Annotated in this window: 16 protein-coding genes and 1 tRNA gene; 5 read left to right on the forward strand and 12 right to left on the reverse strand. The window is 62.6% G+C overall.

Annotated elements, in window-relative coordinates; translation table 11 throughout:
* Window positions 1-65: 65 nt before the first annotated feature.
* Entirely contained in the window at window positions 66-1,892 is a 1,827-nt protein-coding gene (gene glmS / locus H0482_RS01985; protein WP_193728345.1) for a glutamine--fructose-6-phosphate transaminase (isomerizing), read from the reverse strand.
* Between the two features lies 1 nt (window position 1,893).
* On the reverse strand, window positions 1,894-3,243 hold the full coding sequence (gene glmU / locus H0482_RS01990) for a bifunctional UDP-N-acetylglucosamine diphosphorylase/glucosamine-1-phosphate N-acetyltransferase GlmU (protein ID WP_193728346.1): 1,350 nt from the start codon (window positions 3,241-3,243) through the stop codon (window positions 1,894-1,896).
* A gap of 142 nt (window positions 3,244-3,385) precedes the next feature.
* Here glmU and H0482_RS16845 point away from each other — a divergent pair, with 142 nt between their 5' ends.
* From H0482_RS16845 to H0482_RS02010, 4 genes are all read left to right on the forward strand, one after another.
* A complete protein-coding gene (locus H0482_RS16845) occupies window positions 3,386-4,168 on the forward strand; it encodes an SPOR domain-containing protein (RefSeq protein WP_193728347.1) in 783 nt (260 codons plus the stop codon).
* Window positions 4,169-4,306: 138 nt separating this feature from the next.
* Window positions 4,307-4,381: transfer RNA gene (locus H0482_RS02000), tRNA-Lys, on the forward strand.
* A gap of 31 nt (window positions 4,382-4,412) precedes the next feature.
* Window positions 4,413-4,586 (forward strand): hypothetical protein, encoded by a 174-nt coding sequence (locus H0482_RS02005; RefSeq protein WP_193728348.1) that lies wholly within the window; start codon window positions 4,413-4,415, stop codon window positions 4,584-4,586.
* A gap of 58 nt (window positions 4,587-4,644) precedes the next feature.
* Complete coding sequence (locus H0482_RS02010; RefSeq protein WP_193728349.1) at window positions 4,645-5,172, forward strand: hypothetical protein; 528 nt, start codon at window positions 4,645-4,647, stop codon at window positions 5,170-5,172.
* Window positions 5,173-5,401: 229 nt separating this feature from the next.
* On the opposite strand, the gene map is transcribed toward H0482_RS02010, so the two are convergent.
* From map to tgt, 3 genes are read right to left on the reverse strand one after another with little or no spacing between them, the layout of a single operon-like run.
* Entirely contained in the window at window positions 5,402-6,157 is a 756-nt protein-coding gene (map, locus tag H0482_RS02015; protein WP_193728350.1) for a type I methionyl aminopeptidase, read from the reverse strand.
* A 4-nt stretch (window positions 6,158-6,161) separates the two neighbouring features.
* Window positions 6,162-7,802: a glucose-6-phosphate isomerase gene (pgi, locus tag H0482_RS02020; RefSeq protein ID WP_193728351.1), complete on the reverse strand. Its 1,641-nt coding sequence runs from the start codon at window positions 7,800-7,802 to the stop codon at window positions 6,162-6,164.
* Between the two features lie 10 nt (window positions 7,803-7,812).
* Window positions 7,813-8,940: a tRNA guanosine(34) transglycosylase Tgt gene (tgt, locus tag H0482_RS02025; RefSeq protein ID WP_193728352.1), complete on the reverse strand. Its 1,128-nt coding sequence runs from the start codon at window positions 8,938-8,940 to the stop codon at window positions 7,813-7,815.
* 127 nt (window positions 8,941-9,067) lie between these two features.
* Between tgt and H0482_RS02030 the strand changes: the two genes are divergently transcribed.
* Entirely contained in the window at window positions 9,068-9,499 is a 432-nt protein-coding gene (locus H0482_RS02030) for a hypothetical protein (RefSeq protein WP_193728353.1), read from the forward strand.
* Between the two features lie 205 nt (window positions 9,500-9,704).
* Here the strand turns inward: H0482_RS02030 and H0482_RS02035 are convergent, their stop codons facing one another.
* The 7 genes from H0482_RS02035 to H0482_RS02065 all read right to left on the reverse strand — a co-directional run bounded on the left by H0482_RS02035 (window position 9,705) and on the right by H0482_RS02065 (window position 14,914).
* Entirely contained in the window at window positions 9,705-10,328 is a 624-nt protein-coding gene (locus H0482_RS02035) for an exopolysaccharide biosynthesis protein (RefSeq protein WP_193728354.1), read from the reverse strand.
* A complete protein-coding gene (gene queA, locus H0482_RS02040) occupies window positions 10,325-11,404 on the reverse strand; it encodes a tRNA preQ1(34) S-adenosylmethionine ribosyltransferase-isomerase QueA (RefSeq protein WP_193728355.1) in 1,080 nt (359 codons plus the stop codon). The genes H0482_RS02035 and queA overlap by 4 nt, the downstream gene beginning before the upstream one ends.
* Window positions 11,405-11,496: 92 nt before the next feature.
* Window positions 11,497-12,009: a peptidylprolyl isomerase gene (locus H0482_RS02045; RefSeq protein WP_193728356.1), complete on the reverse strand. Its 513-nt coding sequence runs from the start codon at window positions 12,007-12,009 to the stop codon at window positions 11,497-11,499.
* 196 nt (window positions 12,010-12,205) lie between these two features.
* Window positions 12,206-12,790 (reverse strand): peptidylprolyl isomerase, encoded by a 585-nt coding sequence (locus H0482_RS02050; RefSeq protein ID WP_193728357.1) that lies wholly within the window; start codon window positions 12,788-12,790, stop codon window positions 12,206-12,208.
* Window positions 12,787-13,281 carry a pantetheine-phosphate adenylyltransferase gene (gene coaD / locus H0482_RS02055; RefSeq protein WP_193728358.1) on the reverse strand — a complete coding sequence of 165 codons (495 nt, stop codon included), beginning with the start codon at window positions 13,279-13,281 and terminating at the stop codon, window positions 12,787-12,789. The genes H0482_RS02050 and coaD overlap by 4 nt, the downstream gene beginning before the upstream one ends.
* A 36-nt stretch (window positions 13,282-13,317) precedes the next feature.
* Window positions 13,318-14,538, reverse strand: coding sequence for an MFS transporter (locus H0482_RS02060; RefSeq protein ID WP_193728359.1), 1,221 nt, complete (start codon window positions 14,536-14,538; stop codon window positions 13,318-13,320).
* Window positions 14,528-14,914: a tautomerase family protein gene (locus H0482_RS02065; RefSeq protein WP_193728360.1), complete on the reverse strand. Its 387-nt coding sequence runs from the start codon at window positions 14,912-14,914 to the stop codon at window positions 14,528-14,530. Before H0482_RS02065 ends, H0482_RS02060 begins: the two co-directional genes overlap by 11 nt.
* Window positions 14,915-14,928: the final 14 nt, after the last annotated feature.

Below are 14,928 nucleotides of genomic sequence, written 5' to 3' on the forward strand. Positions count from 1 at the left end.
GCTCGCCCGGCCGGGCAAAAAAAGCCGGGGACCAGCATAATTATCCCCGCCTCCGTCGTCGCGTGTTATTCCACCGTCACCGACTTGGCGAGATTGCGTGGCTGGTCCACATCGGTGCCCATGAACACTGCGGTGTGATAGGCGAGCAATTGCACCGGAATTGTCGCCAGGATCGGCGCGACGAACGGATGCACATGCGGGATCTCGATGATGTCGGCCACGCGATGACCTACCGTCCTGGCGCCTTCGGCATCGGTGATCAGGATGATCTTGCCGCCCCGCGCCGCCACCTCCTGCATGTTGGACAAGGTCTTGTCCACCAACTCGTCCGATGGCGCCACCACGATCACCGGCATGGCCTCGTCCACCAGCGCGATGGGGCCGTGCTTCAACTCACCCGCCGCATAACCTTCCGCGTGGATATAGCTGATTTCCTTGAGCTTTAGCGCGCCTTCCATGGCCACCGGGAACATCGGTCCGCGCCCCAGATAGAGCACGTCCTTGGCCCGGGACAGGCGCTTGGAAATCTCGACGATCTGGCTTTCCGCCGCCAGCGCTGCCGACACCGCGGAGGGCAGCGCCGTCAGCGCCCGCACCAGTTCCGCTTCCTGTTCGGCGCTCAAAATTTCGCGCGCCCGACCGGCCGCAATGGAGAGGCTGGCCAGAGCGGTCAATTGCGCCGTCAGCGCCTTGGTGGACGCCACCCCGATTTCCGGGCCGCAGAGTATGGGAAACACCACCCCCGATTCCCGGGCAATGGTAGATTCGAGCGTGTTGACCAGGCTCGCCACGTGCTGACCCTGCCCGGCGCAATAGCGCAGGGCTGCCAGCGTGTCCGCCGTCTCGCCCGATTGCGAGATGAACAGCGACAGCCCGTTCTTTTCCAGCGGCGGCTCGCGATAGCGGAATTCGCTGGCCACATCGATATCCACCGGCAGGCGCGCATAGCGCTCGAACCAGTATTTCGCGATCGCCCCGGCATAATAGGCGGTGCCGCAGGCGCTCATTGTCAGCCGGGAAAGCTTTGAAAAATCAAAGGGCAAGCTCTCGCGGATCGCCACTTTTTCGGCGCCCATGTCCACATAATGGCTCAGCGTATGCGAGATGGTTTCCGGCTGCTCGTAGATTTCCTTGGCCATGAAATGGCGGTGATTGCCCTTGTCCACCATCAGGGCCGAGGCCTGCGACACCATCTGCTCGCGCTGCACCAGCGCGTCTTTGCCGTCGCGAATGGTGACGCCCTTGGGGGTGATCAGCGCCCAGTCGCCATCTTCGAGATAGGTCAGCCGCGAGGTGAACGGGGCCAGCGCCATGGCGTCCGATCCGAGATACATTTCGGTCGCGCCATAGCCCACCGCCAGCGGCGCGCCATGCCGCGCGGCGATCAGCAGATTTTCTTCGCCCTTGAACATGAATGCCAGGGCAAACGCCCCCTTGAGCACCTTGAGCGTCCGCGCCACGGCCAGTTCGGGATCGGCGCCCCGGTCCAGTTCGCGCGACACCCAGAGCGCCACCGATTCGGTATCCGTCTCGGTCTTGGGCAGGTAGCCGTCCTGCGCCAGATCGGCCAGCAGTTCGCGGAAATTCTCGATAATGCCGTTGTGCACGAGCGCCACGCGCTCGGTGGCGTGAGGATGGGCATTGTTCTCGGTAGGCGCGCCATGGGTGGCCCAGCGGGTGTGGCCGATGCCGACATTGCCGCCCAATGGCTCCATGCCGAGCTTGGTCGCGAGATTGCCCAGCTTGCCCTCGGCCCGCCGCCGCGCAATGGCTCCGCGCTCCAACGTTGCCACGCCGGCGCTGTCATAGCCCCGATATTCAAGGCGTTTCAGCGCATCCACCAGACGGCTTGCAACCGGCGCGTCGCCGACAATCCCTACGATTCCGCACATCCTATTTCCCCTTGGCCGCCTTTTTTGCCAGCGCGCGCGCTTTCAGCCGGGGCGCATAGCCTAGCTTGTTTTCCTGTCGCGCCCGCCCGAGCGCCAACGCATCGGCCGGCACATCCTGGGTAATGACACTGCCCGATGCGGTATAGGCGCCGTCGCCAATGCTCACCGGCGCGACGAGCGAGGCGTTGGAGCCGATAAAGACATTGTCGCCGATCAGTGTCTTGTCCTTGTTCACGCCATCGTAATTGCAGGTAATGGTGCCCGCCCCGATATTGGTCTCCGTGCCGATTTCCGCGTCGCCGAGATAGCTCAGATGGCCGGCCTTGGTGCCGGCGCCGATCTTCGAATTCTTCACCTCGACGAAATTGCCCAGATGCACATCCGGCCCCAATTCGGCGCCGCCGCGCAGGCGCACGAAGGGCCCGATGCGCGCGCCATCCCCGATGGTCGTATCCTCGATGTCGCAAAAGGCACGGATTTCCACATTGTCGGCGACTTTGACGCCCGGCCCGAACACCACATTGGGAAAGATCGTCACGTCCCGGCCGATTTCGGTGTCCCAGGAAAACCACACGGAACCAGGGTCGCGCAGCGTCGCCCCCGCTTCCATGACCTCGCGCCGCTTGAATGCCTGGAACGTGGCCTCAGCCTCCGCCAGCTTGATGCGATTGTCGACACCCACCAATTCGCTGGCATCGGCCTCGATGAAATCCACGCGCTTGCCGTCGCCCGCCGCCAGTTCCACGGCATCGGTCAGGTAATATTCGCCCTTGGCATTGGAATTGCCGATCCGGTCGATGACCGCCCGCAAGGTTTCGCCCCGGAACCCGATAATGCCGGAATTACAGAGCCCGATCCGCCGCTCGTCCTCGCTGGCATCCTTGTGCTCGCGAATGGCCGTCACCCTGCCATTCTTGGTAAGCAGGCGGCCATATCCGGTCGGATTGTCCGGCGTGAAGCCGACCACCACCATGTCGGCTCCGCCATCGAGCCGATCCACGATGGCGGCGATGGTCGCGCCCGTCACCAGCGGCGTGTCGGCGTAGAGCACCAGGACGTGTCCGGGGGCGTCCTCATAAGCGGCGCGCGCCTGTTGCACGGCATGGGCCGTGCCCAGCCGTTCCATCTGCCTCGAAATCTGGGCGTCCGCCTCGAAACGGGTCACGGCAGCCTCCACCTCTTCGTGGCCGGGGCCGACAACCACCGCAATGCGCGAACCCGCCGCCTTGGCGGACCGGATCACATGGCTGACCACGGGCAGGCCGCCGACACGATGCAGCACTTTGGGCATGGCAGACCGCATCCGCGTCCCCTCGCCCGCCGCGAGAATGATGGAAAGCAGTTCGGTCATCTGTGGCTTCTCCGTTCCACCCGTTTGTCCAGCCGCATTTTCACAGTTTTATGGCACAGGACTGTTGGCGAACCGATAACGAGAAGATCAATCTGATGTCCAGTGCGCCCGACGATTCGCGGCGCTGCAACAGGTATTCCCGGTGGCTAAAGCATCTGAGCAATTCCGGCAATCGGACGTGACCCTCTGGGCGATGATTGCGCTTGTCAGCGCCGGCCTCGCGGTGTTCGGCGCCAATGTATCGTTGCTGGTGCCGCAGAGCCTGATCGGCGGCCTGCATCAGCCCCGCATTGCCGGGGCCTCCATCGAGACGCTGCGCCGGGAAGTCGGCGAACTGCGCGGCGAAACCGTGCGCATCAAGCGCGAGAACGAATTGTTGCTCAGCCGCTTCGCCTTGCAGGAGAAATCCGGCAGCGACATCACCCGCCGGGTCGGCGCGCTGGAATCCACCATGCCGCTGATCATCGAGGGGCAGCCGGACGGGCTGGTCGATCGCTCCAATGTCACGGCCTCCATCCTGCCGGAAGAAACCGTCTCCTTCGATGTCGATGGCGGAACCATCTCCATCCGGCAGTCCACCCTGCCCCAGTCCATGCAAGCCCAGCCGCTGCCGGCGCCCATCGAAACCCAGACCGCAGCGCTCGCCATGCCCGACCAGGCGGCCTATGGCATCACGCTTGGCGCCGCCGTGCCCTTCGAACAGGCGCAAGGTCTCTGGGCCGATTTGAGCCTCAAGCTCGGCCCCCTGCTGTTCGGTCTCGCGCCGCTGCTGGTCGATGAGGCCAATGGCGACGACAAGCGCATCATTGTCGGGCCCATTGCCGAACTCACCGAGGCCCGCGCGCTGTGCCAGCGCTTCGAGCGCGTCTCCATCGCCTGCATGCCCATGCCCTATGACGGCACCCCGCTGGACGTGAATCCATAGGGTGTGGCCGCAGAGCGTTACAAACTCTGGAACACAGCACTTAATGCGGTTGACAGCCGATCAACTCCGTTTATGTTCCGCCGCGAAGCCGAAGGGCATCCTTGCGCATCCGATTTCTGTGACGCGCTTGAAACACATGCGCCGGTAGCTCAGTGGTAGAGCATTCGACTTTTAATCGAATGGTCGCGGGTTCGAACCCCGCCCGGCGTACCATTTTTCATTTTTGCCGGCTTTCTCGACCATAATGGCTGACACGCCGCAATCCTGCATCGACCCCTATGCCGAACTCGACAATCGCGCCGACGCGGGCGAATTGTCCGAGGAATTCCGCAAGCCGGTGCGCATTCTGACCGCGCCGCGCCACGGCCTGCCGCATACAAGGACCGGTCAGATCAGTCGGCGACGCATTCATATTTGAGAATCACCCTGCTGCCGTACTATCGCGGCATGGAATTTGGCTGATGGCCGGGGGAAAGATGTCACAGGATACGACGGACCTACTCAAGGTTCTTGCGGTCACATTGCTGATCTTCGCCGGCGGCACGCTGGTGATGCTCTATGTCATCCTGCTGCTGGCCACCTATGGCGCCAACCTGCCCATGGTCGGCTCACTGCCGCTCAATTCGCCGCCTGAATTGGTGCCGGTGCTCGTCGGCAGCGGCGTTTTCGCCACCCTGGCCGCCGTGCACGTGACCACATCGGGCATCGCCCTGCTGCTCTACAGCAATACAATCGACATGGCCCTGATCATCGCCGCCAAGGCCGTATCGGTGGTCATCATGGCGCTGATCGGCTTTGCCGCCGGCCACATGGTCTATCTGCAATTGACCGAAAATACCGCGCTCAACCTCAATCCGCTGCTGCCAGCCTTGATCGCACTGGTAGGGTTTTTGGTGCTCGCCACCGTGCTGAGCGTGCCGGCATTGCGGCGCCTCGGCAATCTCCGCTTCGTTTTGGGCGTCGGCCTCATCATTCTCGGCCCGTTGCTGCTGATCTGGCTCTAAAGCATCGGACCGAAAAGCGTATTTGCGGTTTTCGGATAATCCGATGCGCAAACAAAGGATTGGAGCGGTAATTCGCGTTCGATAGACCGCATTCCGCTATAGTTGGCGCGCGGCAGACCAGGCGCCGCCCTCAATATCCATCGCTGCCGTCGGGACTGTCCCATCGGCACATGCCTCCGAGACTTTGGATTGTCGGGCAATTATGACCAGAGTTGGTCGCAACGAAACGCTACCCCGCCAGCGTCACCACCACTGCCCCGCGCGGCGTCGCCACGATCGTGTGCTCATATTGAACACAGGGCGCCAATGGCTCGGCGGTCAGCGTCCACTCGTCGTCTTCATACATCTGCTCGGCCATCTGCCCGCCTAATGACAGGAAGGGCTCGATGGTGAACACCAGCCCATTGCCGATCCTGCGGCGCTCCGAGCGGTCCGGCCAGGTCGGAATTTCACCAGGTTCGTCATGGAGGCTGTCGCCGACGCCGTGGCTGGCGAGATTGCGGATCAGCGTATAGCCGCCCTTTTTCGCCACCTTGCCGATTTCGGTGCCGATATCGGCCAGCGCCGCGCCGGCCTTGGCGACGCGGATACCGGCCCACATTGCCTTCTTGCCGTCGCGGCACAGCGCGTCGAGCCGGGGATCGCCCTTGCCCAGCACGAAAGACGCGCCGCAATCGGCAAAGACGCCGTCCTTGACCGCTGAAACGTCGATATTGACCAGATCGCCTTCCTTCAGCACCCGCTCGCCGGGAATGCCATGGGCGATTTCCTCATTCACCGAAATGCAGGTGGCGCCTGGAAAATCATAGGTGACGATGGGTGCCGACAAGGCCCCGTTCTCCGCCAGGATTTTCGCGCCGATCTCGTCCAGTTCCAGCGTCGTCATGCCCGGACGCATGGCTGCGGCCATGGCGTCGCGCGCCACGGCACAGATGCGACCGATGGCCTTGAGCTTTTCAAGCTGTTCCTCGGTGGTGATGGTCAAGGGCTCAGCCCTTGTTCGCGCGGTAATAGGCGAGGAGGCCCTGGGTGGAACTGTCATGGTCCTCCCCGCTCGCCTCGCCCTGAACCTTGGGCAGCAACGCCTTGGCGAGTTGCTTGCCCAGTTCCACGCCCCATTGATCGTAGGAATTGACGTTCCAGATCACGCCCTGCACGAACACCTTGTGCTCATAAAGCGCGATCAGCGAGCCCAGCGCTTCCGGGGTCAATTGCGGATAGAACAGCGTGTTGGACGGGCGATTGCCCGGAAACACCTTATGCGGCGCCAGTTCCTTGATCTGCTCCTTGCCTAGGCCCTGTTCCTTCAATTCCTCGACCACTTCGGTCTTGGTCTTGCCCAGCATCAGCGCCTCGGACTGCGCCAGCACATTGGCCACCAGCTTGTCGTGATGTGGCGGCAGGCTCTCATGCGGCCGGGCGGCGATCAGGAAATCGGCGGGGATGACATCGGTGCCCTGGTGGATCAGCTGATAGAAGGCGTGCTGGCCATTGGTGCCCGGCTCGCCCCAGACGATGGGGCCGGTCGGCCATTCGACGGGCTTGCCACTGAGCGTTACCGACTTGCCATTCGATTCCATGTCCTGCTGCTGCAGATAGGCGGCAAACCGGCTCAGCCGCTGGTCGTAGGGCAGCACCGCATGGGTCGAGAAACCCCAGCCATTGCGATACCAGACCCCGAGCAGCGCCATGATCACCGGCAGGTTCTTTTCCAGCGGCGTTTCGAGGAAATGCCGGTCCATGGCATCGGCGCCGGCAAGGAATTTGGCGAAATTGTCATAGCCCACGGCCAGCGCGATCGGCAGGCCGATGGCCGACCACACCGAATAGCGGCCGCCCACCCAGTCCCAGAAGCCGAAAATCCGGTCCTCGCGAATTCCGAACTTGGCGCAGGCCTCGATATTGGTCGACACCGCCGCGAAATGGTTCGGCACCGCTTCCTCGCCCAGCGCGTCGGCGAGCCATTTCCGCGCCGAATTGGCATTGGTCATGGTTTCGTCGGTGGTGAAGGTCTTGGAGGCGACGATGAACAGCGTCTTCTTCGGATCGAGCCGCTTCAGCACGTCATGGATATGGGCGCCATCGACATTGGAGACGTAGTGCGCCCGCAAATCGGCCCGCGTATAGGGCTCCAGCGCCAGCGTCACCATGGCCGGTCCGAGATCGGAGCCACCGATGCCGATATTGACCACATCGGTGATCTGCTCACCGCCATGGCCGCGAATTTCGCCCGAGCGCACCGCATTGGTGTAGTTTTCGATGGCCTTGAGAACGCCGCGCACATCCGGCATCACGTCCTTGCCATCGACCATCACCGGATGATCGCCCTGATAGCGCAGGGCCATGTGCATCACGGCGCGGTCTTCGGTGATGTTGATATGCTCGCCCTCGCACATCTGGGTGCGGCGTTCCTCCACCCCGGCGGCGCGGGCCAGGTCGAATAGCGCAGCCATGACCTCCTCGTCGATCCGGTTCTTGGAATAATCGAGCAGGATATTGGCGCCGCTGGCGGAAAACCGCTGGAAACGGTTGGGATCGAGCGCGAACATCTCGCGCATAGTGATTTCGCTCAAGCGCTTGCGGTGCTTGTTGAGCGCATTGAACCCAGAATCCTTCGAGCCCTTGGCCATACTCATATCCTCACAAAACCGGCAGATCGCCAGCGGCCCATGCCGCCCGCGTTTCCGCTGCAAAATCGCTCATCCGCCCGGCCTCGATGGCCGCGCGCGTGCCCGCAGTCAGTTCCTGATAATAGGCCAGGTTGATCTGCGAAAGCACCATGGCCCCCAAAATCTCCTCGGTCCGCACCAGATGGTGCAGATAGGCTCGGCTCCAGCGCCGGCAATTGGGATTGGGCGATTGCTCGTCCAGCGGCCGGTGATCGTCCTTATGCCGGGCATTTTTCAGGTTGATGACGCCAAAGCGCGTATAGGCATGGCCATGGCGACCGGCGCGGGTGGGGTGCACGCAGTCGAACATGTCGACGCCACGCTCGATGCCGCCGAGAATGTCGTCCGGCTTGCCCACGCCCATCAGATAGCGCGGCCTGTCCCAGGGCAGTTCGGGGGTGATGTCTGAAAGCACCCGGAACATCACCTCCTGCGGCTCGCCCACCGCCAGCCCGCCGATGGAATAGCCGTCGAAGCCGATCGATTGCAGCCCGGCCGCCGAGCGCGCCCGCAATGCCGGATCGTCGCCGCCCTGCACGATGCCGAACAGGGCACGGGTCTGCTGGTTGTTGAACGCCGTCTTGGAGCGGTCGGCCCAGCGGATCGATAATTCCATCGCCCGTTCCATCTCCTTGCGCTCGGCGGGCAAGGCGATGCACTCGTCGAGCTGCATGATGATGTCGCTGTCCAGCAGCGTTTGGATTTCGATGGAGCGCTCCGGCGTCAGCTCATGGCTCGAGCCGTCGATATGCGACTTGAAGGTGACGCCCTTCTCGGTGAGCTTGCGCAGCTTGGCCAGCGACATGACCTGGAACCCGCCGCTATCGGTGAGGATCGGGCGCTGCCAGTCCATGAAAGTGTGCAGCCCGCCCAGCGCCGCCACCCGCTCGGCGCCGGGCCGCAGCATCAGGTGATAGGTATTGCCCAGCAGAATATCCGCGCCGGTTTCGCGCACCTGCTCGGGATACATGGCCTTGACCGTGCCCGCCGTGCCCACCGGCATGAAAGCGGGCGTGTTGATCTCGCCGCGAGGCGTGTCGATGCGGCCGCGGCGGGCCATGCCGTCACTGGCGAGAAGGGAGAATGTGACCTGTTTCATGCAGCGGGTTCTAGCCCCTCGTCGGCATTCCGACAATCGCCCATGCAAGAACTGGAAAACAGGCTCCGAATTCCGCCACGCTTTGGCATAAGGCTTGGCGTTCAATCACTGATTCCAGGATACTTGTATGCTTCGTCCTACACTCGCCGCTTTGCTTCTTTCCATCCTGGGCGCTGTCCCGACATTGGCGCAGGAACATCAGGGCCATTGGTTCGGCGAGGGCGAAGGCGAAATCACGCTCGATCTCACCCATATCGAGAGTGACATCTATGCAATTTCCATCTCCACCGTCGTGCCGATTTCCGACATGGCCGGCTGTGGTGGCGGCATCGATGGCGAGGTCATTCTGGACAGCAAGGGCGGCAATTTCTTCGTCGAGAACGAAGACTATGATCCCGGCCAGGGGGAAACCGGCCTCAACCGTCGCTATTGCGAAATCTCGCTGACCTTTAACGAAGACGGCACCCTGACCACCGAAGAACAAACCGGATGCCTCTATTATCATGGCGCCGCCTGCGGTTTTTCCGGCGTTCTCCAGCACGATGCGGCGGGGATTTAGAGCCTGTCTCCCGAATGTGGCGCAGGTTTCAGGATAAAGACATCCGCCAAAACCAGGAGCTAACGCGCAGGAAGCACATCCGCAAGAACGCGACGCGCTTCAGTTTCCGAACCGCAGCGCCTTCTCGCCGAGCATCTGCATTCCATCGTCATTGCCCGGCTCGTCCGGGCAATCCAATTGCGCAGCGTTGTCTGTCAAGGAGCCCTTAGGTAACCGCGTCGACGGCGGCCATGCCGAGGTGAAACACTCCCGTCAGCAAGGCGCCCGCGACCAACAGGCCCATGGTGCAGATGACCAGCCCGATCACGACCCCCAGCCCATCCCGGTTCAGCATCGAAAAGGCGATGATGCAGAGCCCGATATTGGGAATGGCATTGATGAAAGGGATCGGCAAAGTCATGAACACACTGAGGATCATGGTGAAAACGCCATAGGGCAGCGTCGCCGCGGCGCCGGTCAGCCAGCGCAGCCGGGGCCGCGAGAAGCGCGCGATGATCGCCGTCACCCGCGCCACCTGTTCGCTGGCCTTGAGCAAGAGTCCGAGCGGCAATTTGCGGTCGCCAATAACGGCGGGTAGGCGAATGGGCCGGCCCAGCACCATGAACAGCGCCACCGCGAATGTGGTCCAGGCGATGGTACCACCAAAGCCCGGCGGCCCGGGGATCATGTTGAGCAGCGTCAGCACCAGGATGACCAGGCGGTGCGAATGCCGCCCCATGGCCTCGATCAGCCGGTCAAAGCTGAGCCTGGGTGCATCGCTCTCCGCCACGCGCCGCAATCCGGCGACAATCCGATTGGTATGGCGGTTTATCGGGCGATATTGGCTCACCCATCATCCTCGGGATGCGCCGCCCGGTGCAGCAGCGATGAATCGCCATAGGAATAGAAGCGATAGCCATTGGCGATGGCGTGAGCGTAAGCCGCTTTCATCGTCTCGAAACCGGCAAAGGCGCTGACCAGCATGAACAGGGTCGATTTCGGCAGGTGAAAATTGGTCATCAGCACATCCACTGTGCGGAAGCGGAAGCCGGGGGTGATGAAAATATCGGTATCCCCGACAAAAGGCTGCAATTGCCCCGTCGCCCGCGATGCCGTTTCCAGAAGGCGCAGGCTGGTCGTGCCCACGGCAACCACCCTGCCCCCGGCGGCGCGGCGCGCCTGAATGCGCTCGACCGTCGCCGCGTCGATTTCGCCCCATTCGGAATGCATGACATGGTCGTCGGTGTCGTCCACCTTCATCGGCAGGAACGTGCCAGCGCCGACATGCAGCGTCACCCGCTCCAGCGCCACATCCATGTCGGCAAGATCCTGCAACAGCTTTTCGGTGAAATGCAGGCCGGCCGTCGGCGCGGCGACAGCGCCGTCCTCGGCGGCATAGACCGTCTGGTAATCGGTCTTGTCGCGTTCCTCGACCTCCCGTTTCGCCCCGATATAGGGCGGCAGCGGCATGGCCCCATGCGATTTGATCGCTTCGTCGAGCTGCGCTCCGCCCAGTTCGAACTCAAGCGTGACCTCGCCGGTTTCGCCCTTGCCGGCAATGCGCGCCACCAGCAATTCGCCTTCGCCATTGCCCAGTTCGAGCCGGTCGAGCAGCGCCATCTTCTTGGCCGGGCGCGCAAAGGCCCGCCAGGTATGGGCATCGACGCGCTTGTGCAGGTTGAACGACACCCCGGCCCGGTTCTCGCCGCGAATACGCACCCCGCGCAATTCGGCGGGCAGCACCCGCGTATCGTTGACCACGAGAACGTCACCCGGGCGCAGCAAAGTCCGCAAATCGGGAATATGGCGGTCCTGCACCGCCGCTCCCGGGCGCACGACCAGGAGCCTCGCGCTGTCGCGCGGCTCAACCGGATGCAGCGCAATCAGGGATTCGGGCAGCTCGAAGTCAAAATCGGAAACACGCATGGGGGCTCGGTAATATGGGGCTGCGACAGCGCGAACACGGCCCGGAGCGCAGCCCAAAAAGCAACTGGCGGCCGCAGCCGCCAGTGTCAGGATTATTCGGCGATGTCGGCCGCGACTTTCACCGAGACCATCTGGTCCGGATTGACCACCGGCTCGCCGCGCTTGATCTGGTCGACATTTTCCATGCCTTCGATCACTTCGCCCCAGACGGTGTACTGGCGGTTGAGGAAGGGAGCGTCCTCGAAGCAGATGAAGAACTGCGAATTGGCGCTGTTCGGGTCTTGCGAGCGGGCCATCGAGGCGGTGCCGCGCTTGTGCGGCGTCTCGTTGAATTCCTGCTTGAGGTTCGGATAGCTCGAACCGCCGGTGCCGGTGCGCGAAAGGTTGAAATCGGGCGAATTGGAATTGCCGAACTTCACGTCGCCGGTCTGGGCCATGAAGCCCTCGATCACGCGGTGGAACACCACGCCGTCATAGGCGCCTTCGCGGGCCAGCTTCTTGATGTGCTCGACATGGCCGGGCGCCACTTCGGGCTTCATGGCGATGACCACCTTGCCCTTGCTGGTTTCGATGACGAGCGTGTTTTCGGGATCGGCATAGGCCATGAACGGTCTCTTTCGCTAAAAGAAGGTGGCCCGGATGTAAGGCCATTGCTCTCGGGGCGCAAGCAGCAACGGCCCATCAAATACCATCATTGCCCGGCCATCCTCGGACTTGATCCGAGGACCAGGCAATCCAGCTGCGCCGCTCTATTGCATGGACCACCCGGACAAGTCGGATGGTGACGGTGGCGTGTGTACCTTACTTGTATTCAATACTCGCCTTGACGATCCGATCGGGATTGGCCACGGCGCCATTCTGCTCTTGCGGGCCCTTTTCCAGCGCGTCCACGGCTTCCATGCCGGAAACCACCTTGCCGAACACCGTATATTGGCGGTCGAGGAAGCTGGCATCGGCCGTGGTGATGAAGAATTGCGAATTGAAGGAATTGGGATCCTGCGACCGCGCCGCGCCAAGCACGCCACGCACGAAGCTTTCGGAATTGAACTCCGCCTGCACATTGGGCAGTTCCGAACCACCGGTTCCCGCCATGGCCAGATTGTAATTCGGGCTGTCGGCATTGCCGTTCTTGACGTCGCCGGTCTGGGCCATGAAGCCGTCGATCACGCGGTGAAACACCACGCCGTCGTAGAGCCCCTGTTCGGTCAGCGTCACCACGCGCTCCACATGCAGCGGCGCGATTTCCGGCAGCAATTCAATGTCCACCACCCCGTCTTCCAGCGTCAGGATCAGGTGCGGATTGCCATCCTGGGCGAATACCGGCGCGGCGAACAGGGTCGCGCCCAGGGCGAGGGCGGCGAAAGTGCGGCGAGTGAATTTGGTCATTTCGATTGCAGGGCCTTAAATACGATTGGCGGGACGAAGGCGGAAATATCCCCGCCCATTTCAGCGATCTGCCGCACCAATGTGGCCGAGATATGCCGCACTGGCGGGCTGGAGGGCAGGAAGACGGTTTGCAGGTCCGGCGCCATCTGTGCGTTCATGCCCACCATCTGCATCTCGTAATTGTAGTCGGTGGTGTCGCGCAGCCCGCGAATGATCAGCTTGGCGCCATTCTCGCGCGCCGAATTGACCATCAGCCCGGAGAAATCGACGATGCGGAACTGGGTATTGGTGCGCGTGCCGATGGCGGGCAAGACCTGTTCAAGGATCGCCACGCGGTCCTCATGGGCGAAAAGCGGGTTCTTCTTGGTGGCGCTGACGCCGACGGCCACGACCAGCGTGTCCACCAGCTTGCAGGCGCGCTCGATCACATCGAGATGCCCATTGGTCAGCGGATCGAAAGACCCCGGATAAAACCCCACCAGATCGCTCATGGAGCCTCCCTTCGCTTTGTTGTTGTTCAGTTTCTGTCACGACCGCCGCATGCTGGCAAGCGTGGCGGCGCCCAGGCAGATCAGCAGCAGCCCGCCCGCGAGAAACGCCGCTGGCGTACCCCAGCGCCCGGCGATGAAACTGCCAATCAGCGGCGCTGAGAGCATGGTCAGCGTAATGGCGGCCTCCCCGGCGGCAAACACGCGGGCGATGCGGTCGGGCGGCGCTTCCTTCTGGACGATGGTGCGATAGGGCACCAGCATGAATGCCGTCATGCCGCCGATAAATCCCAGGGCCAGCAGGAATGCCGGCAGGGGCATCGCCCAACCCTGCATGGCGAACCAGGCAAGCGCGGCCGTCGAAGCGCCCGAGACTATTGCGGCCAGCGCCATAGTGAGGATCGGTCGCATGTTCGCCACCTGCCCGGCCAACAGCGCGCCGGCCAGCCCACCGGCTCCCGATGCGGCAATCGACAGGCCGAAAGCGGTGCCATCAAAGCCAAATCCCTGCGCCAGAAGCGCGATCAGCGCGTCATAGAGGAAGAAGGCGAAATAGGCGCATGCCGAAAAAATCAGCGCCACGAGGAGGATTTGGCTGCGGCCATATTCGGTAATGCCCTTGAGCGATTCCGTCAGGAAACGGCCGCGCTCCTCGCTCGGCGTCGGGCGTGGCGGCAGCACTATGGTCCATGACACCAGCATGGCCACCAGCGACAGCAGCGCGTTGAACATGAAGACGTGTTGCGGTTGCCAGACGATCAGCAGTAGCCCGCCAATGGCCGGCCCGGCGATCTTGGAGGTCTGGTTGATGGCCTGATGCAGGCCATTTGCGTGAGTAAGCAATTCCGGCGGCGTACTGGCCTGGATCGCCGATTGCCGCGCCGGGGTGAAGGCGGAATCGATGCTGCCGCGCAAAAACACCAGCGCCAGCAGCACCAATGTCTGGTCGACGAAGGCGAAAGCCAGCGTCGCCAGCCCGCGCCCGAGGTTGGAAATCACCAGCACCCGGCGGATCGGCGCATGATCGACGATGACCGCGAGAAAGGGGCCGACCAGCACATAAGGCAGGCTCAGCGCCAGGGCCAGCAGGGCCAGCGCGAACGGCCCTTCGCCCCAGGCAAAAACTACCAGCGCGATGACGGCGGCATAATCCAGCCAATCGGAAAAATCCGCCGGAATGCTCGCCAGCGCCAGCCGGCGCGGCAGCATCAGCGACAGCAAGGCACGATAGCCGGTGGCGGGCGTGGTGCTAGACGTCAACCTTGAAACCCAGTTCGATTTCGCTGCCCGGCTTGCCGCGCAGTCCCCAGTTCTCCCGCGGCACTTCATGGAGGATGATTTTGAGGTCGTGTGCCGCCAGCCCGAACGGCGTAAGCGCCGCCACCAGTTCGGTATAGAGCCGCCTCTTGGCCTCGATGCTTCGTCCCGGGAACAGGCTGATCTCGATCACTGTATAATGGGGCCCCTTGTCCGGCCCCGTGACAAAGGCTTCCTCATCATATTCGGCCAGCCTGATGCAGCGGTCCGCTTCGGGAATTTGAATGCCCGCGACCAGCGCCGCCTGCACCGCCTCGATGAAATCGCGCCGCCGCTCGCCCAGCCAGCCTTTGCGTGTTTCGATTCTGGTAGAAGGCATTACGCGATCTCTTT

This window comes from Devosia faecipullorum, assembly GCF_015158295.1.
Lineage (GTDB): Bacteria > Pseudomonadota > Alphaproteobacteria > Rhizobiales > Devosiaceae > Devosia > Devosia faecipullorum.